The organism is Colwellia echini (genome assembly GCF_002843355.2).
Classification (GTDB): Bacteria; Pseudomonadota; Gammaproteobacteria; order Enterobacterales; family Alteromonadaceae; genus Colwellia; species Colwellia echini.
In genome coordinates, this window is sequence record NZ_PJAI02000005.1 from 149917 (window position 1) to 170847 (window position 20931).

The 20931-nt window shown below is 38.4% G+C and carries 10 protein-coding genes; all 10 read right to left on the bottom strand.

What is annotated here, in order from left to right:
- Positions 1 to 99 precede the first annotated feature (99 nt).
- The 10 genes from CWS31_RS17985 to CWS31_RS06685 all read right to left on the bottom strand — a co-directional run bounded on the left by CWS31_RS17985 (position 100) and on the right by CWS31_RS06685 (position 20833).
- Entirely contained in the window at positions 100 to 264 is a 165-nt protein-coding gene (locus CWS31_RS17985; protein ID WP_170252788.1) for an IS66 family transposase, read from the bottom strand.
- Positions 265 to 527: 263 nt separating this feature from the next.
- Positions 528 to 4241 (bottom strand): LamG-like jellyroll fold domain-containing protein, encoded by a 3714-nt coding sequence (locus CWS31_RS06645; RefSeq protein WP_148747725.1) that lies wholly within the window; start codon positions 4239 to 4241, stop codon positions 528 to 530.
- Positions 4242 to 4831: 590 nt separating this feature from the next.
- Positions 4832 to 5935 carry a family 16 glycosylhydrolase gene (locus CWS31_RS06650; protein ID WP_148747726.1) on the bottom strand — a complete coding sequence of 368 codons (1104 nt, stop codon included), beginning with the start codon at positions 5933 to 5935 and terminating at the stop codon, positions 4832 to 4834.
- 702 nt (positions 5936 to 6637) lie between these two features.
- Complete coding sequence (locus CWS31_RS06655; protein ID WP_148747727.1) at positions 6638 to 8545, bottom strand: Ig-like domain-containing protein; 1908 nt, start codon at positions 8543 to 8545, stop codon at positions 6638 to 6640.
- 62 nt (positions 8546 to 8607) lie between these two features.
- Positions 8608 to 10590: a CRTAC1 family protein gene (locus tag CWS31_RS06660; protein WP_148747728.1), complete on the bottom strand. Its 1983-nt coding sequence runs from the start codon at positions 10588 to 10590 to the stop codon at positions 8608 to 8610.
- A gap of 51 nt (positions 10591 to 10641) precedes the next feature.
- Positions 10642 to 11784: a family 16 glycosylhydrolase gene (locus CWS31_RS06665; protein ID WP_148747729.1), complete on the bottom strand. Its 1143-nt coding sequence runs from the start codon at positions 11782 to 11784 to the stop codon at positions 10642 to 10644.
- Between the two features lie 123 nt (positions 11785 to 11907).
- Complete coding sequence (locus tag CWS31_RS06670) at positions 11908 to 13392, bottom strand: sulfatase-like hydrolase/transferase (RefSeq protein WP_148747730.1); 1485 nt, start codon at positions 13390 to 13392, stop codon at positions 11908 to 11910.
- Positions 13393 to 13503: 111 nt separating this feature from the next.
- Positions 13504 to 15117, bottom strand: a complete 1614-nt coding sequence (locus CWS31_RS06675) for a sulfatase-like hydrolase/transferase (protein ID WP_246143403.1) — start codon at positions 15115 to 15117, stop codon at positions 13504 to 13506.
- Between the two features lie 790 nt (positions 15118 to 15907).
- Positions 15908 to 18358 carry an alpha-amylase family protein gene (locus CWS31_RS06680; protein WP_148747731.1) on the bottom strand — a complete coding sequence of 817 codons (2451 nt, stop codon included), beginning with the start codon at positions 18356 to 18358 and terminating at the stop codon, positions 15908 to 15910.
- Between the two features lie 198 nt (positions 18359 to 18556).
- Complete coding sequence (locus CWS31_RS06685) at positions 18557 to 20833, bottom strand: hypothetical protein (RefSeq protein ID WP_148747732.1); 2277 nt, start codon at positions 20831 to 20833, stop codon at positions 18557 to 18559.
- Between the last annotated feature and the right edge of the window lie 98 nt (positions 20834 to 20931).

Here is a 20931-nt window from a genome sequence, read left to right on the forward strand (position 1 = left end):
CAATCGTTTTATCTTTTAGGTGTGATTCAATGCCATAGAGCTTTTGACTCAGGCTCAGCGCCATAATCACTTTACCCATTTATTGTTGCCTTGTACCTTTTACGCGTCGATAAACTTTCCGGGCACATGTGCCCAGCAACCAACGAGTGTTGCCTGTGTTCGCTCATACACTTGATACCCATCAAAATGCAGATATCCTGCGTAGCCCGCAAAATAATCTACCGGGCACGCTGGCGCGCGGATATCGTGATAGTCGTAAAGCACTATATTCGCCAATGGGTTGTTAGGCTTGGGTGAAGAATAATGAGGACAGTCACATTATTTTTATAACTCATAACAAGCAGCTAGTCTTACTTGGCGTAGTTCACCGGCCTCTTACTTTAAGCCCATGTATCGAAGCAAACAAAAAATGCCGTTCATATTTAATGAACGGCATTTTTATTTAAGCCCTTATTTATCTTATCAAACTAAACTAAACTAAACTAAACGAATCTTAGTTCATCTTAGCTTAGCTGATGAGTTGGCATTTATTCATGTACGATACCCGAGACATTGAATTCACGTAATCCAACTCTCTGCGATGTAGCTGCTTCAAATAAAACACGAATACGATCAGCTGATAAGCTAGTTGCAGGCGTATAAGTAGTCCATCCGTTTACTGCAGCATTTTGCCAAGGCATCATGTCAACCCAACCTGCAGTTGCATCATTCCACGATTGAACTTTCCAAGCTGAAATTTGATAACTAGGTGCATTATCTTCACTCACAGAAAATTCAAAATGGCTGGCTGTATCAAAACTAAATTCCTGCCAAACTAAATCTGTACCTAAGCCATTAGAGTTTGCTCTTGCCTCTACCGCCATATTGTCATCATAAACGCGTACAATACGATCTGTTTGCCAATTTGAGCTTGCTGCAACAAAAGTATCAGCAGTTGCTAATTCAACAGGGTCACCTGTTGGCTCAAGTACTGGGTCTGGTGTTGTTTCCGGCAATGGATCATGTGTAGTGTCTGGTAATGAATCAGGCTCTTCAGGGGTATTTTCTGTTGTAGTTAACACAAAACTATCAGCATAATATTGACCACCTTGGTTATTCCACATCCAAATTTGATAGCTATGATTTGCATTGTCACTTGTTTCAAAAGTAAAACTTTGTGACACATACTCTGTGCCGGTGAAATTCATATTTGTAATAAATTGACCTTCTGTAGCATTGGTAACACCAACCCAGAATGACTGACCATTTCCGCCTACTTTACCCGATACTGTTAATGTATATTCGGTATTAGGTAATAAAGTAACGTTTTGTGTAAATGAACCTGCGCCATCAATAAAGGCAGCACTATCACCATCAGCTTGATTGTTATTTACTACGCTTGCACTACCTGGCGTGTTCCACGCTGTATCACCTGACTCAAAACCTGAATTAATTAGTACATTATTTGTTTCTGGTGTTGGATCAGTTCCTGTATCAGTTCCTGTGTCAGTACCGGTGTCAGTGCCTGTATCAGTTCCTGTGTCAGTTCCTGTGTCAGTTCCTGTATCAGTGCCTGTGTCAGTTCCTGTATCAGTGCCTGTGTCAGTTCCTGTATCAGTGCCTGTGTCAGTGCCTGTGTCAGTTCCTGTATCAGTACCTGTGTCAGTTCCTGAACCACTTCTTGCAACAGGCAATAATAACTCATCAATTCTATAGCCATTAACCGTATTAGCAACAAAGCTTGTCGCAGGTAAACCTTGACCTAACCAGTTAGCAGGAATATTACCATAAACAACAGGATCTGGTTGCATCGGCTGACGACGAGGATCAACAGGTGCCAGTGTATTTCCGTCAAACGCAAGGGCATCTAGATCTAAACCACTCAGCCCATCGGCAGTATGACACGTTAAACAAAAGGCATTTTGGCGAGACTCTGGACGCGGACGATTTTGAAACAATGGACCTTCAGGAAAGTGAATGTCGTCACGTATTCCTACTAAGCCATTAGGTATATTTTGTAAATGTGCCGCATAGTCATCGCTATAATCATGATAACAAACAAAACGATCACTATTACTACCGCTACCTAATACGTTAGATATTTCATTATGTAATGGCGCTGCATGTAAATTCGCCACGTTATTCCACGTATTGTTGTTTGCGACACGCGCTAACGTACCTTTTGCCAAGTTACAGGCATTTTCTTTATTAACGTCTTCTGCGAAGACTTTAAAGTCATCAATCCAACCGGTAAATGTTGCACGGTTGTCACCGTTAGCACCAAGATACAAGGTGCCTGCACTCATCACAAATAACGCTTGGTTGTGGGTAAAACTGTCAACTTTAAAACCATTAACGTAAGTTTCAACGGTGCGGTTGCCCGGACTTAATTGAAAACCTAAGTGTGCCCAACCGGTCTGAGGGATATTCGTTAATGTATTAACCGTGTGAACGGCAGTACCTGCAGTGTTAACAAACACAATGTTGTTGCTGTTACGTAAGCGAATTTCACTGCCATCAGGGAATGTCATTAAAGTACGTTCGCCGCTGTTGTTACGGCTATCAATAAATATACTGTAATACCAAGGGCTGTTTAATACCGCATTATTGTTTGCTTGAGCAGGGATATTATATTCTAGCGCAATATTTGTACCATCTAACCAATAACCTTTACCAGTAAAACCACCACTGGCAATGATTTCAGCGCGAGCGCCGTTACCAGTCATACGAGCACTGTTTGGCTTATTCCATGCAAGCGATGTTGCTGAGTTTTGGATATGATTAGCAAGAATATCTCTGACGTTATATTGCGCATTAAATCTAAGCGCTTGCACCATATGCGAAACAATAAAGCCGTTAACATTCAAGTAGTCATCAAAAGTCACTTCATCCGTTGAACGACCTGTACTCATTAACCAAGTAACATCCGCTGGAGATACTGGACGCATATTGCTGTGGTAGTTAAAGCGATGCTCGTTCGAGTCAAAGAAACTGGTGTTGGTTGCGTTACCATTTGGCATAACATCAATAGTACGGCTTCGTGTATCCCCCACACGTTTATAACCGTCATTAATATCGTTTGTTGGGTTATAAATGAGCACATCTTGGTGACCGGTTTCGCGCACATCTTCAATGTGATCCATATGGTTAATCATGTTATCAAGTAACACCATTTTACCTTTTGTCCACAAACCCATAAGCGTACGGCCATTAACTTTTGCAACCTCGGCAGAAGCACTACAGTTAGCATTATATTTGGCTTCTACTTCTAACGGACAACGCGTTGGAAAGCCAGCACGACTTAAACGCTGACCAAAAGAGGTAAAAGTAATATTTGCGCCTTTTTTATCAATCCAAGGGTAAGTACCAAAACGTGCATTATCAGGGAGAACATAACGATTACCTTGGTTATCAAGGGTTTCAAACGGGTGCATGGCAAAGCCATAACGGGTATTTATCGTTTCATCGTACGGCGCATGGCCAATGTTTTCACGGCGGGTAAATTTACGCACATCACAAGTAGGAAACGCATCGACATTATCTCCATGGAAATAGACAATATCAGATAACGTTGGAGAGCTGTTGCTGTCGGTTCTTGAAAGCATCAGGTTACTATCACCCGTTATTGTCGGTTCAAAAAAGGCACCGCCACCAAAGGCCGTACCACCAGCAATGGTATCACCGGTGGTTATTTCTACGATATTAGCGTCTACGGTTTTAGGGTTTGCAACACGCACGTGTACATGAGTACTGGCTAATTGGCTATTATCTAGTTGTGTAATAACGGCTAAATCGTAACAATCATCCGTGCCGGTATCACCACACGCATAAGGGCTTTGATTTGTATTACCTGTTAATTCTTCGAAGTCGCCAGAAGGATCACAAATCGTCATGTGGCCTTGGTTACTTCTTGATGGGATGGTAGATGAAGGGCTAGTAATGCCTTCATAGTCTGGATCATAAATATCGGTACTGTGCATGATTTCCATGCCAGCAGGAGACTCAACAAACGGCTGATTAATTTTTTCAGGTTTTAATAAGCGAAAAAACACACCGCGATAAGGGCGATGCACTAAACCAATGCGGCTATCTGCACTGGTTGTTAAAGGTGGTACATAAGGATTTAACCAATGGCGATCATCTCCGCCAGCTACATGGCCTTCAGCCATATGTATTGTTCTATCAATGACAGGTCTGTCCGGTACGGCAGACACCACAGTAGAAAGTAACACCAATGACGATGTTAGTAGTTTGAGTTTCATATATTGAGTCCTATTTTTATAATTATTGAGAACACTTTAAATTTATTATTCTATTTAAAGGCAACTGTTCTGGTTAGATAGTGCGAAGGACTGGGCGCAATATAAAGCAGCCCAAGGTATCATTTTTATTATTTTCATAAATCCTCTTAAAGCTGAACATTGCTTATTTAAAATCTAAACAATTTAGCTTGATGTTTGGTTTATTTATTTTTATAAGTTTTAGAAAACATACAACCTACATATGTATAAATCATACATTGTCAAAGGTATGATGTTTCATTGTTAATGGATTGTAAAGAGAAAAATAGGATTACTGATGTAAAATGACTTAAGCGATTGATCAAGAACACTATTAAATTCTATAAAAATACACTATTGACAGGCAAAAAAAGTAAGTTCAAGGCAATTGTCATCACTTTAATTTTTTTGAGAGGAAATGGTTTTGAGGAAAATACATTTGCGATTTGTGATGTCGTTGATTTGTTATTTCCACCAATAATTTAAAATTAAAGGGGCGTAATAATTAAATTATTACGCCCCTTTACTTACCTTTTTCAAGGTACTTAACATTAAACGAGCTTTATACCCGGTTATGGCGCTCTTTTATAAACGCGAACCCAGTCAACATCCATGTTCGTCGGATAACCTGTTTGCGTAGCGTTGTCTGCTACAGGACATCTTGGTAAGTTATTCGGACAATTGTTATAAGTTACATGCGGAGTTCTCAAACCAAGTGACAAGGTAACTCGCATTGGTAGATGCCAATAAAGGTTAGCTTTACGAGCTACTTCTTCACCATCTATATACCAAATAACATAATCCTCAGAAATTTCTGTTCCATAAATATGGAAGTCGTCTCTTGGATCAAAATCAGCAATAATTTTGTTTTGTGATAAGTGCTGTAGATTGTTGTGCGGGCGAACTTCAACTGGATCACCATGCTCATCTTGATAAATAGCATGTAGGTTCATATCTATAATTTCAGCTGAATCTTGTTTTTGAACACCTGTTACATCGCTATATTCAGCTTGTTGTAATTCAACAAAATCTACTTCAGAGTATATTGGATCGCCTTCTTTAGTCGGATTCATACCCGCAGCGGCTCTATCTTGACCATTACTATAAACCCAAAAAGCAGGGCTATTACCAGGGAAAGTATGAGTGCCTCTTATTTTTGCTTCATAATAGCCATAAGTTTGCACAGAATTAACTCGAATCATGCCTGATGTGTAGAACATATCAACATCTACTCTGGCATTAACACCATCCGTCTTACCCCAACGTTGTGCGGTGTGCTCTTCATAGTCCATAGTTAAGCGTAACTTACCGTCGTCAGTTATTTTTACGTTTTCAGGACGCCATGACCACGGACCAAAATCTTCTGGGTCATTTTCCCATTTAGTGGTATCAAGGCTTGCGCTATTAAACTCATCTGAACGCTCAGGAATAAACTGCCAATCGGAAGCATTACCGTCAACTAAAGTGGGTGATACATTGCCATTTTCATCCGGTACATTTTCAGTTATAGACTCAGGAGTTTCAACTTCTGGTGTTTCGGTTTCTGGAGCTTCAACTTCCGGTGTTTCAGTTGTAGGAGGATTGGAATCAGCTGAGTCACTAGAGCCTCCACAGGCGCTAACTAACAGTGTCGTTGCTGTAACTACTGCTAAGGTTACTTTATTATTTATTATCATCGTACTACCTTTGTATTTTGCCAAATTGAATAATTTTTTACATAATTATTTGTTGTATATATATAAACATATGATGTTTAATGTTACAAACATTAAATTGTAACTATTGAGTAAAAACTTATATTTGCTACATTAATTTATTGGTCTATTTATATACCCGTTACCATTCAAGATGCAGGTTTCAGAGTGCTTGAGCGATTTCAATTTGAGGCACTGTGATGAGATAAGGGTTGTTTAGGATAATAGCTCCTGCATTATCTAATAACACCATCCATGTAGCGTCCTTATAAATCACAGTAATGATGAAGTGATATCGCTCAAACACTTCTTCGATGGGTTTAAAAGCACGTTAAACGGCGTTAAATAACGTAAAAATAGAATGACTATGTTGAACATTATTCTCCTTGTTCAACGTGCTTTTAATTCCCACTGAAATCCCGCACTTTGAATGGTAACGGGTATACATAGGTAAAATAGCCAAAAACAAACCAACGATTCCGTTAATCAACTGTTATTACTGTATAAATCACGAAAACCTCCATATTTCAACAAGTATGGATGTGCGGTATTTGGTGGTATAAAAAACGCTAAATACAGAAGTAATTAGCGCTTTATATTGGGTAAACATTTTATTTAACCTGAGAAGGAATGAATAGCTTTACTGTGTAATATTGCTTCTCCAGTTTTTGGTTATTAATTTTGTTATTTGGTTTTTCTTCGTGAAAATAATACCAAGCTAGAAAATAAAATAACTAACCAATTGATTGTGCCAGCAGAGCTATCCTTATTGGTATCGCTTGCTTCCTTAGGCGTCTCATCAACAATTGGAGCGTCAGGCGTCTCATCAACAATCGGAGCGTCAGGCGTTTCATCAACAATCGGAGCGTCAGGCGTTTCATCAACAATAGGTACAGAATCCCCATCAATTATGACAACGATCGTTTCTTCTTGTTCACCATTAACTGCTGTCGCGATAATATCAACCGTTCCCGCAGCCAAAGCAAATAATTTACCGCGGTTATTCACATAAGCTTTAGTTTCATCACTTGATTGCCAATTAATATATTGGTTACTCGCATTGGCTGGCATTATAACAACATCTAACTGAAGCGTTTCGCCAATAGCCATTGTGGCGTTATTTTCAGTTTTTATATCAGTAATATTGACAAAGTTTCCTGTGATTTTATCTAACATTACATTATCAATATAAATAGTGCTATTGCCGTTTAATGCTGCAGATTTATCGACAATTACTTGCATATTATCGTTAGGGCCAGAGGCAGATATTCGGTTAATATTTTCTGTTACTGTTATCCAGCGATCACGAGGTAGTGAGCTAATATCAAAGGTATGTGTACTCTCAGGTTGTCCGAGTTTAATGGTGATGTCTTTTATCGAACTGTTATTTTCCACAAAAATGTCTAACGAAAGTAAATAATTGCCCGGTGTTGTTTCAATAGAGCCCTGAGGTGATGTCGCTATAATATCGGCGTTTAATGCGCCGGTATGCGACAGCTTTAAACTTTTTCGACCAGTAGAATATTTAAAATCAGGATAACCTGTAATGGCAACATTCGCGTCAGACATCGTCCATCTTTTTCTGTATGCTCCTGGTTTCTCGGGTTTTGCTAAATCGAAAATATCCTTACCGTTCATCGCGATAGCACCTTCAAAACCAAAGAAAGCTTTGTCAATGGCATAATTATTTGGTTTTTGCCAAACTCGCACGTATTCCACTTCAAAATCTACTGGTGGCGATAAGTCTTGTTGAGTTGGCACTCCCATCCAGTCAAAAACTTCAGAGTCGAACCACATATCCATCCGGTTATTTAACAACCATTTATCGCCTAAACAATCTAACGGTGTGCCATTGGCAGAAAGATTGGTTTGATTATCGGTGCTAGCACATCCTGCGGGTCCTTGTTGTGCGCTATAAAGCTTCTTACCTTCAAGATATACGGTATAACTATCTTCGGTCCATTCAAGCCCATAGGTAGCAAATTTGTCAGCAACACGGAAACCTAAAGGAAATTGATGATAATAAATTTTATTTTTATTTTGTGGCGCAGGCCTATCGATTCGCCAATCATGAATAGACGTCCAAATTCTTGACTCAGGTGCTTTATTACCGCCAACTTTGGTTACCTTGCCAAAATGTTCAAAAACATCAAGTTCAGCGTCTTCACCAGTGAACCAAAAAGCACCAGACATTGGAGCATCAGGTACTTTAACCTTAACTTCCATGTAACCATATATAAAACTTTTATGATGAATAATGCCCGCAGAAGTCATATCTTTATAGCCGTCGGCAAAGTCAAAATCAGGCTCCCATTGAGTCTTTATTTTTAATTTCCCGTCTTCAATGCGCACATTATGCGGTGCATATTGTGCCCCCCGCCCTTTCCAGTAATTAGATGTTTCACCTAGGGCGTGCCACTTACTTTCATCTAGTGTAGTGCCGTTGAATTCATCGGTGAATGTTTCATTTAGTATCCATCCACTGGTATTCTCAGGATCAGACAATGGCATGGCTAGTTCGGCCGCTATGCTCGCGGTAGAAATGAGTATAGGGGCAGACAAGCCGAGTAACGCTTTTGCTTTAAGTTTCATAATGATCTCTTTATTTAATTTTTATTATCTGAATCGCTGAATTTAGTTATTTAACTCAAACATTAGTTAATAGTGATGTATTGATTAACTTGCTTAGGGGTGAGCTTAACTTTCTCACCGTTTGTCCATGTAACAGTAACGTCATCAACCTCGTCACATTCCCCTAACCCAAATAACAAATCATTATTATAAGTAACGGCAAATGACGACGAAGTATTGCCTACTTCACGCGTTTGGATTCGGCCACAGGCATTAACTGTTACTTTAGTGCCAAACAAATCAGCTTTTTCAACGGGCGACATACCCACCGTAATACCGATATAGTTGTTGTTTGATATGGTTTCGGTATGATTTTCAAATAAGTGCCATTTTCCACGTTCATTAGCAAAAATAAGGTCAAAATCACCATCTTTATCGTAATCAATCACTTCTGCACCTGAACCAGTTGCACCTAAATCTGTTGAAATAGCGCCGTGATCCTCAACCAATGTATAAGATTTACCCGCATTGTTCATATACAGATACTGGGTAACTTCTTTTGACATATCGCCATAACGCATAAAAAATAAATCAGTCCAACCATCGTTATTAAAATCAGCAGCTAACGCACTTGTTGTTTGCTCATTAATATCAATACCCATCGCTGCCGTTACATCAAAAAATTTCCCACCTCTATTTTCTAATAACATTGCAGGCAGTGCTTCATCTTTTGTTGTCACTGGTGTTGATATCACATTATTGATAACACCGGCGGTTGCTGAGCTGGTTTGACTACAAATTCGCCAATGGTTATTACCCACATAGCCAATATATAAACCTGGCTTGCTGTCTTTAGGTAAATTGTTCATTTTTACGCCTTTAACACATAAGTCTTCAGGCCAACCGAACGATTCACTCGCGGTTAATTTAATGCTACTACTGCCACTTCGGTCTAAATCGTAAGAGGTGTTTATTGCGGGGTCTTTTAAATTTAGTAAGCGCTTATCTTTACCTACATAAACATCAAAATCAGGATAGGCCATTTGCAAGTTTTCGAGAAAAAAGTCACCGTCTATAATGATATCTTCGAGCTGAAGAGGTTGAAAACGTGAGAAAAATGCAAAACGTTTGGTTGCTGCATCATAATAGGTTTCAGGCTCAAATTGATGCTCAGCTCTGCTAATTGCCAAATCTAAATCACCGTCACCATCAAAATCAAGCTGCGATATAGCACTAACATCGGAAGTGTTTTTTAATGTGCCGAATACTTCATCAGTCACATCCGAAAAGGTATAACCCTCCCCGCCTGCTATCGCTACCATGCGTTTACCACCAAATACTAATATGTCTGACTGACCATCGCCGTTAAAATCAGTAATAGATGAGCGGTAACTTAAACGATCGCTAAAAGGTAAGTTACCTTCAAAGACAAACTCACCTGTTCCCGAGTTGCTATAAAAGTGATTTGCCCCATTTTCAAATTGTTCTGGGGTTGCAAAACCGGTAACAAATAAATCTGAATTACCGTCATTATTGGCGTCAAAAACCTTTACTGAGCGCCCTCTACCTTTTTCAAAATGTTCTAAAGGATTGCCGCCAGTAAATTGCCTGTCTTTTGTTATTTCAAAATGTTTAGGTTTTCTAGGATTACCTCCATTACCGCCACCTTGCGCAATAACCACTTCGACTAATCCATCTTTATCAAAGTCAGCAATGGCAGTGCCATGCATATCGCCGTTAATTAACGTGGATGGCTCGGTAAAGGTGCCTCCTTCATTCCAGTAAATAAAGACTTTATGGGCATGTTCTGTTAATAAAAGGTCTTGGTAGCCGTTACCATCTAGATCACCAACTATCGCAACGTCCCACTTGCGTCTACCTCTATCTTCTACAGGTAATACCCCTGATGTTTCAGTAAACAGGGTGGTTGGATTAACTTGTTTTATTTGGCTATTTGGTTTTAAAGCCTCTGACTTATCAACCGTGGTACAGCCACTTAAACTAGCTATAGCGCAGTATAAAGCGACAGTTGACGCTAATTTATTTTGCTTGAATGTATACATCATAATTACGAAACCTTTTATCTATCAATTTATGCCAATAAAGACGATTGTGTTTTATTTTTCGAGTGCAATATTCTTAGTTTCTTGATTTGTTGAATTGCTTGTTGAATCACTCGTTTTTTGCCAAACTCTAACGTATTCAATTTCATAATCGACTACGCCATCATCTTTCTTGTCTGCTGGACTATTTACTTCAAGTTCGGCTTTACTTTTAGGATAACCAACCCAAGGAAATACTTCTTGATCTAACCATAGGTTAATTGGCACGGTAGCAACATAGCCATCGTAATCTGCTGGGACATCTCTATTTTCTTTCGCCCAAGCCGTCACTTCTTCTGCGCTAACTTGCGAGAAAAGTTTACCGTCAATAAAATATTTTACTCCTTGCTCATTCCATTCAATTCCATAGATGTGAAAGGCGTCAGCAACTCTGAAACCTAAATCTTTTCTTTCGGTATAGCTTGGTTTACCGCGAAGTGTTTGCCAGTCACGAATTGACCACCAAATTTGTCGGTCTAGGTGTTCTTTACCGGGTTCGCTGTGATAACCAAGTAATTCAAAGAAATCGAATTCAACTCCCTTCCCCATTGACCAAAATGCACTGGTTACCTCAGCATCTGCTGCTTTACTTTTTATTTCTATGTAGCCATATTTAAATTCTTTACGAGAAATAATGCAGGCGGTAGTTATATTGGCGTAAGGCATAGCTTCGCCAAAAACAGGTTTATGGACTTCTTTAATGAACGGGAAGTCTGGCTCCCAACGGGTTTCAAGTACAAGCTTACCATCTTCTAAACGGTAATTACGGCCTGAAAACTGCGAAGGGGCGCGACCAGTCCAAACCTTTTTATTTGGCTTATCAGGATGTTTATATTCTGGTTTACCGTCTTTAAATTTACCGACGATATACCAACGATCTTCATCGAGTACGTCTGCTTCAAACTCGTCACTTACTACTGTGTTATAGGTCCATTGACCAGTATTTTCAGGATCAGAAAATGGAAATACGGCTGGTGCAGTGTTCTGGCTAGTTAAGTGGGGAGTTAATTTTTTTGTTTCTACAGCGTTATTACCCGTGCTACAAGCGACTAACAATACGGTGCTAAGTACAAAAGTAGAAACGGCGAATAGATTGTTTGATCTTAAATTACTTCTAGATATATTTTCAGATGTGCTTTTAGGTGTTTTTTTAAACATAGGAGGTTACTCGGTGAGAGGTTTACCAAGGTTATTATCCTCTTAACTGTTACAAACAGTTAAGAGGATAAAGTACACCGCAAAGTGTGGTTATGCAGTATGTACTTATTAATAGCCAACTTATTAGTGCACGTTTAACTCATTATCGGCTTTATCTTTTAAGCTAAAGGTTTCGCCAAATCTTGGCATAGCTTTTTCTCGCCATAACGTACCTTCGGCATGAATATGAAACCATGCAGGTTGAGAGTTAGTCCAACTCCACATTTCCATTTCAGCTACCATTTCTCTAACAACAAGTGGGTACTCTTTACTTAAATCGTTACTTTCACTACTGTCTATTTCAACATCAAATAATTGCCATTTGTTGCCGCTGACATTGACAATTTTCCAGTTGTCTTTGCGAGCTGCAGCTTCAGAAAATCCATTACGGTGTCTAACGGCATAAATCATTTCACCAGGTCTTGGGTTAGTACCAGCGATTAAACTTGATGTAATGTTTTTACCGTCTAACTTTTTATTCTTAGGTATTTCAGCGCCAGCTAGTTCAGCAAACGTTGGATATAAATCTAAAGTAGAAATAGGGAAGGTAAATGTTTCACCTTTAGGTATTTTTTTCGGCCAATGGAAAAACATGGGTGTTCTATACCCCCCTTCTAATACACTACCTTTGCGGCCTCTTAACGGATAATTGTTGGCACCAAGATTTGGCTTACCACCGTTATCACTGAAGAATACAATTAATGTATTCTCGTATTGCCCAGTGTCTTTTAATGTTTGTACAATTTCCTTAACACCACGGTCTACCGCATAAACCATACCTGCGTAGGTTTTACGTTTTTTATCTTTAATATCTGGAAATTGAGCCATATCTTCTTCTTTTGCTTGCATAGGCGAATGCGGTGCGTTGTAAGCTAAGTATAAAAAGAATGGTTGGTCTTTATCCGAAGCCGAGTCTTTTATAAAATCAACCGCTTGTCCAGATAAAGCATCAGTGAGATATTCGTTTACATCCACCTCTTTTCCATTGTATTCAAGCGGTCTAAGGTAATGAAATATTGAATGATTTAAACCTTGCTTACGTTGCTTTTCGTACTGTGGTTTAAATTGACTTGGAAAGTAATCGTGGCCACCATTTAAGAAGCCGTAAAAATCATCGAAGCCTCTATTATTTGGATGAAAGTCCCCATCTTCACCCAAATGCCATTTACCGATAGCACCGGTGTGATAACCTGCGTCTTGTAAAACCTCACTAATGAATACTTCAGAGGTTGGAATACCCAAACCGCCTGAGCGATCACTTGTAGGTAAGTTAAACTGTGATCCAAATTTATGAGGATATCTTCCGGTCATAATTCCTGCGCGGCTTGGGCCACAGAATGGATGAGCATTGTAAGCGGCAGTCATCATAGTGCCATCTTCCGCCAACTGATCTAAACTTGGTGTTTTTATATCTGGCGAGCCGTTAAATCCAACATCTGCGTAACCCATATCATCGGTTAAAATAACCAAAATATTAGGGCGTTCATTTGCTGTGCTCGCTATAGTTACCTGACTTGCAATTAAACAGGTACAAGCTAAAACGATCTTACTTAATGATAATTTTTTCATCGTGTTTTACCTAAAAAGTTGTACTTATTGTATTTCGTTGATTATTGGCTTACGGCTTTAAATGAAATTAAAGCCGTAAGGATTAATACTTATAATTTAGTAGCCTGTGAATTAAAGTAATCCACGTGCTTTCATATGATGACGAAATTTGTCTACGGAAGGATCGTCAACTCTAACAAGTTCTTGTTCGAGTAATACCACCATCTCTTGTAATTGTTTACGGTATTTCTTATTGTTAATTTCGTTATTTTTTTCAATAGGATCTTTAACCAAGTCGTAAAATTCATCTCGACTATCGCCTGGGTTCCATACAAATTTCATTTCAGGTGTTCTGATCGCTCTAATACCAAACCAAGAGCCGTTATACCATTCGTATGCATAAAGCGCTGAATCTACTTTACCTTTATCTGCTGCATCACCTTCAGTCATAAGTGGTAGTAAAGTTCTGCCATCAATATCATCTCCAAGTGGCAATCCCATAATATCGGAAAGGGTTGGTGCAATATCAATAATAGATACTTGACGATTAACCGTTTTATTTTTTTGATGTGGTGACTTGATAAGTAACGGCATACGCATTAATTCATCATAAGCATAAGGTCCTTTGTCATAAAGACCGTGCTCACCTAACATACTGCCTTGATCGCCGACTAAAATAACGGTTAGATCATCATACATGCCTTCTTCTTTAGCTGTTTCTAGTAGGTCGCCAACAATACGGTCAACCATTGCGATCGCGCCATAGTAAAACGCGCGTGATTTTCGCCAATCTAAATCACTCATATGACCAACATCATGCCATGGCCACCATATTCCATCTTGCGCTAATGGTTTATTAACACGTGGAATTAAATGGTTTTCTGGTAGTTTAAGTGTTGTTGGGTCAAACATGCTCGCATAGGGTTCAGGTACACGATAAGCTGGGTGTGGCTGATTAAAACTTATAACCCCAAAAAACGGTCGTTTATCTTTGGCAGCTTGTTTTATCATGTCTTGCCCATAAACAACTTTTTTATAGGCTTCGGTATCTTCATAACCGCCTGGTAGTGTCATAAAGTATTCATGTTTCTCATTATTCTCGTCAAGCTTACCTTCATAGTATCCTTTCACTTGAGGCACTTTGTCATACGGAGTCCACTGACGACTAAAACGCTCTCTTGCTTCATGCCCTTGGCCTAGATCAATTTCAGCACCGCGCATTTTGGTACCTTGTGCACCTAAATGCCATTTACCAACATAACCCACTAAGTAACCGGCCTCAGACGCTGCACGCATGATTCCGCCTTCTTTTGGATCAAGCTCTGATACACGTGAATGCCATAGTTCAACGTTATCGTCTAAACCTGTTTTGTGGCCCCAACGACCGGTGAACATGGCTGCTCTTGAAGGAGAACACAGACCTGTAGTTGTCATTGCATTATCAAATCGAACGGATTCTGCCGCTAAAGCGTCAATATTAGGTGTGTTAACTGGCCCATCACGATATGAAAAGGTATCAAAACGCATATCATCAAACATGATTACCAATACATTCTCTGTAGGGGTATCTGCTTTTTTTGTGACTATTTTTTTACTTTCATCATTGCTATAAGCCAGTGGTGAAAATAAAACCGCAGCTAAACTACTCATGGTTATAAACTTAACCAGTTTTGATATACCTGGACTGACATTTTGTTCGTCCAGTTCTATCTTTTGAAAATACTTTTGTTGAAAAAAAAGTTTCATGTTTCACCTTAAATATATGTTTTTTTTTGCTGAAATGAACTATTAAATTAGAAAGTAACCTTGATATAAATATTGCTAAATACGTTATTACTTTGTTATTACTTTAATGCTGTATGCAGATATTATACAAACTCAATTGATACAACATATATAAACATATGATGTTTGCATGTGCAATGCTTAAATGCTCTAGTGTATGTAAAGTTATGTAAACCAAAAAGTTTAAGTAGCCGTTAAATGATTTAACTTAACTGTAGGTCATGAATTTTATAAATAAAATTAAGCCATAAACTTACTTTTCCACGCAATGATGAGAAGTTTATTCGTTATCAAACCTTCTTATGTGTTCAATAACATAAAAAAGCCTAAACGATGGGATTTGAAAATAAAAAAAACGCCGTAGGGTTACTACGGCGAAACACAAACGTATACTACTATTACGTGTGAGAAAGGAATAGATAATCGGTTTGTTCAATAATTGATATTAAACATACACAATTGGTAAAAAAATGCCGCAGGTTCACTACGGCGAAAAAACGTTCTCTGTAATAACAGTTCACGTTTGGTCGGGAATAGTAATTAATATCAATTGAATTAATAAATCACCCATCATCAAATAGGATAAAGAATTAGTTTATGCATTATGTTCAATAGCTAGCTATTAATAAATCACGCACTTTGCACTTGAATAATTATCTTTCTTGAATGCTGAACAATCTTTATTTCATTTATTTTGAGTTCTAAAAAAGACGCCATAGTTTTGCTACGGCGTCAAACAAATCACAATATACTATTGCGGTTTCACTTCTAGTAATAGTACGCCTTCAGATTCCAGTTCAAATGTAGAGCTTAATGTATTGCTCGTCATTAAATCGGTTATAGTCGCAGACTTACCGTTTCTTAGTGTTAAGTTTAACTTAGCGGTATTGCGACCAAAATTTAGTATATTTACTAAATAACTCCCATCAGACTGCTTTACTGTTCGCCATGTAGTGGCTTTAAATGCCTCACCATTATCTTCAGTTATGGCGACGTCAGGCATTTGATCTGCAACTTCAGCAAGTGCTATTTTTTTGATTTTAGCAAGATCAGCGCTAGCTTCTAAAGTAATTAACTTACCTTTTCCTGCCTTCAACTTAGCAGCACGTTTTTGACTATACTCATTAAGTAATAAACTTTTTGCATCAACAATTACTGTGCCGCCAGCATTTAAATAAGATTGTAGTGCAGCGAATTCAGCGTCAGTAACATTTGGGTTATTGTAAACAATGACTGCTTCCCAACTACTGTTGTCTTGCTTTTCTATAATGTTTTTAGTCACAAAACCTAAAGGGAAACCTTCGAAAAATAATTCTTCATAAAGTTTAGAGCCCTTGGTCATGTAGTCTTCAGTATTAATCGCTGTTGTCTCAGAATAAAATAAACGTAATGGGCGTTTTTGCTCACGTAATTCGATAATTTCTTCAGAGAAACTGTTTAGGTCATACATAACCTGTGTAACTTCGTTAGTTACATGTGGTTGCATATTATTAGAACCAGCATAAGCACCACCAAGACCTGGATCGAAGAAGTCTAATTCACCTTCTAAACGATCTTCTGGCGAACCATCAGGATCACGTGCCCAGAACCATCCCATGTTGGCATCCATACCTAGTAAGGTAGCTAACCAATAAACACTACGTACATAACTGGTACGCGTATCTAAGTCACGCCATTGGCCTGAAGATAAGAAATGAGATTCAGAGTTAATGTTTATTTTATCTGGGGCAACTGATTCCATAAAGTCATGGAACATAGCGACTAATCCCCATGAATAGGCATATTTTTCTATCCATTCAGAAGATTTACCAGGTCTAATATTTTCACTACCAAACGCTTTAGCGTCATGACCTACCATAGTCGTTAATTCAGCTAAGGCTTCAGTATCGATACCACCAGAGCGTGAGTCGTACATAAACATACGTGGCATTACTTTAATATGGGTGGCAGCATCAGCATTAACAGAATGTAACTCATTTTGCATAAACGTAAACCAGTTTGTACTGCGGTCCATATTGTAACGAGACCAGTCGTACCAAATAGGTTGACCTAAAAGCTCAGGATCAATAGGAATTTCTATTTCTACTTTATCGAAGCTAGTAAAAGATGTTCCCCAGTTTTTATTCAAAGCGTTTAGATTACCGGCATATTTATTATCTAACCAGCTACGAAAGTTATTTACGGTATAAGAAGAAATCGAAGTCATTTCTTCAAAGTTAGCTGTCCAGTGTCCTTTTTCAGCAAACCAATGTGGTTCATTAGCTAAAACAAAGCCTAATTCAGTAACTTTTTTACCTTTAGTTAATTCGCCTGTTTCACGGATAATTTTACCCCATACATCACGTACAAGCGGATTATCTATGTCAAAGCCAGTAAACAATGAGCGTCCTTTACGTACTTCTGGCTCTTGTTTTTCAACCCATTCAGGAATACCCATGATCCAAAAATATAAAAAACCAACATTAGTATCAGGGATATCTGTTAATTCTTTCATTAAATCTTGATCAAATGTGCCATCTTCTTTTAATAAGAATGAGTTAATTGCACGGTCATGATCTACTGGATAAAGGTTTTCACCACCATGGTAGAGAGCACCTAGATGATCATTATAAATATCAGTATTTGTTAAAGGTTGGCCAACTGTTTTAGAGAAATAATCGTAAGGGAAAATGGGCTTACCATTACTAATAAACATATTATCGCTAGCTTTAGTTCCTTGCCAATCAACTTTATTAACAGGACGACGTTTAATTTCACCACGTAATTCTTGGCCTAATACATCGATACCCTTAGTTAAAATATCGATAACTTTTTGACGTTCAAAATCAGGTAGTTCTGCAGCTAATTCTACTTTGTCAGCTGCATAATAACGTTCATAGCCAAACGCCATTTCAATAGCTTTAGGATTAGCTTCATCCCAGTTCGCGAATTTAAGAAACTGTTCAGAGAACCAAACAATTGTTTCTTCTCTAGCAACATCAATGTTTTTAGCGCGTGCTTGATCCATCATACTCAAAAGAGTTTTTAACTGTACTCGAGCTTCTTGCTCTAAAGCGCTTTGGGCTGAAATATCTGTCTCAGCAACTTCAACCGCCTCAACTGCAACTTGAGGGGTGTTAACCTGAGTACTCTGTTCTTGACTACAACCAGTAGTTAATAAAAGAGCTGAAGCAATAGCTACTCCTATGAGTGTTCTATTCATGATTTATCTCACTGTGGTTCATTAACAAATTTATTTATACAATTACACCACATAATACATACATAAACATCATATGTATACAGTATTATGAAGTGATTGCGTCTTTTACGGTTAAAGCGCACAAAATATAAAAGACCGAATGTTATTCGGCCTTCACATGATTATTAAATATACTTTAAATACATTAGGTTAGTAATTTTATTTATTTATAAAATCAGTTGCTTTCGTACCATTTGGCTCGCGCATATCACCTCTATATAAAATTAATGTATTTTCAGGTAAACCATTTGAAGTGATATTTGCCTGGGTGAAGTCAACAGGATAAAAGCCTTCTGTTGCTGACTCATCACCTACTTCTGTAGCAGATAACATAGATAAAGCTAAAACAGGCGCAGTTGGAAAAATCTTATACCAGCGTGTACCTGATGGGTTATCAAAGCTGTTAGGTGTCAGTGCAGCTAGTTGTGCAGCCGTTTGTGTGCCTGTAATTGTTTTTTCTTGTAAATCCGCTCGTGTTAATTGATCCATACGTTTGCCGTGTAAGTTAGCTAAGTATTGACGATGTGCATCAGTAATTAAATAGGTGATATTATTACCTACTTCTGCAACAGGAGTATTAAACACGGTTTGTGTTAATGAAATATCGCCTTTAATCACTAAATTATTAATTCGACCACGGGTTAAATCACGACAACTTGCTTTACAATTAAACGATCCTTTACCCACAAGTAGTGCGGTTCCGCTATCAATCGCTTCAATATTTTCAACAGTAATGTCTTTCATTATTTTAGAGTGTGGTTTTAACCAAACACCGGTAAAACCGTTTGTTACTTTCACATTAGAGATATTGATTTTATTCATTGATGATAAGTAAGGGCCTGAACGGTTAAAGTTATCATTGTCTGTACCATTACCCGCTTCTAAACGAACTCCGATGCCATTTACCGCTTCAATATTATTAATTTCTATCCAGTCGCCACCGTATACTTGTACTACACCATAACCAGTATGCGAATTAGTTGCACTAATGTTGTTAATCGAACCTTTGAGCGGGGTACGACCATAAGTAGGATTGCGTTGAATAGCGAACATATCAGGCACAATACGTCCACGATTATCAATAAAATCACCATCACTATTTGTGGCTAACGGGGTATTAATAATATTCATAGGTATATTGGTACCACCATCGTTATCGTAACGCTCTTCTAAAAAGACAGGTGTTGAGCCAAAGCGCCATGCATATGCGCCGTCTTTGTAATCTGCGTCAGCAAACATTTGAATAGCAACTGACTCAGTATGGTTGTCGCGAATATAGATATCTGAAATGGCAAAGTTTTCGACATAAAATAAGCCAACCGGAATAGCGCGAGTTAAATTAACCACACCATTACCGTTGCCGCCATTCATATAACCATAATTGTGCGGCATATTGGTGGTAGCATCAATCGTAAACTTTCTACCTGGTATCGTTGATCTTATTTCAACATTTTCAACTCGCTCTGATAGTAAATTTGAAGGTCCATTACTACGGCCAAACGAAAATAAAAACTGTTTGTTAGGGTTGCTGTTGGCGTTTCCTGTTGGGTGTGTATTTTCTTTAATACCACGCATTTCTAAAACAACGCCAGGCTCTACTTCGATACGTACATTTGAAGGCACCGCAATGTGCGATAAACTGAAACGTTTTTGTGTGCCGTTAGCTCGTAAAATAACAACGCCACCATTAGTTTCGTTTTTAGCGCGATTTAAAGCACTTTTTAAACGTGCTGTATCGTTTATTAAATTGGTAAAATTCGATACTGCCATTAATTCGGTAGGATTCTCATCAAATACTTTGTTTTCAAAAAAACCAATATTAGGACCGGTATAACCTTCTAAGTCAGTATCGGTTGGTAATGAACCACTAGGCGGTAACGTTATCGTCGGTGGAGTGGCGCCAGATGCGTCAACAAGTTTGCCAACAGCGGCAATATCGCGTACACCAACAGTATGGTTGTTTGGCGACTGTAGAAAAAATCGTAATTCATCCGCTTCGATATTAGGATCTGCAGTAAACCTTGTCCAGCCACCGTTATCAGTGGTTTGCCATGGCACTAGGTTTTTCCATGTTCCCTCTACTTTGTGCTGTACACGCCATCGGGATACTTGTTGATTAGCTGAGTTATCCTCTCGTAATGAGAAACTTAAATTATTAGCTGTAGGAAATTCAAAGCTAACCCATGCACTATTGCTAGTTGATTTAGCTTCTTGTGAAATATCACCAGATAAAACATTTGTTAATACATCAATATCCCAGCTATTACTGGCATTTGAAAACGTGTCGTTGGTAGCTAAATCAAAGGTTTCACCTACTTCAACAGCCATCGCAGGGAATAAGCTTGCGCCTAGAATGATGGTTGTTAGTAAGCTTCGAACTGCTATTTTTTTGGGGGTATTAATTATTCTGGTTTTTATATTGTTATTTTTATTCATTTGCATAGTCCTCATTTTTAATTGTTTTACTAATCCATTTTTATTGTATTTCATTCCTGATTTATTCTGTTTTCATCAAAAAAGGGGGAAAGCATTAC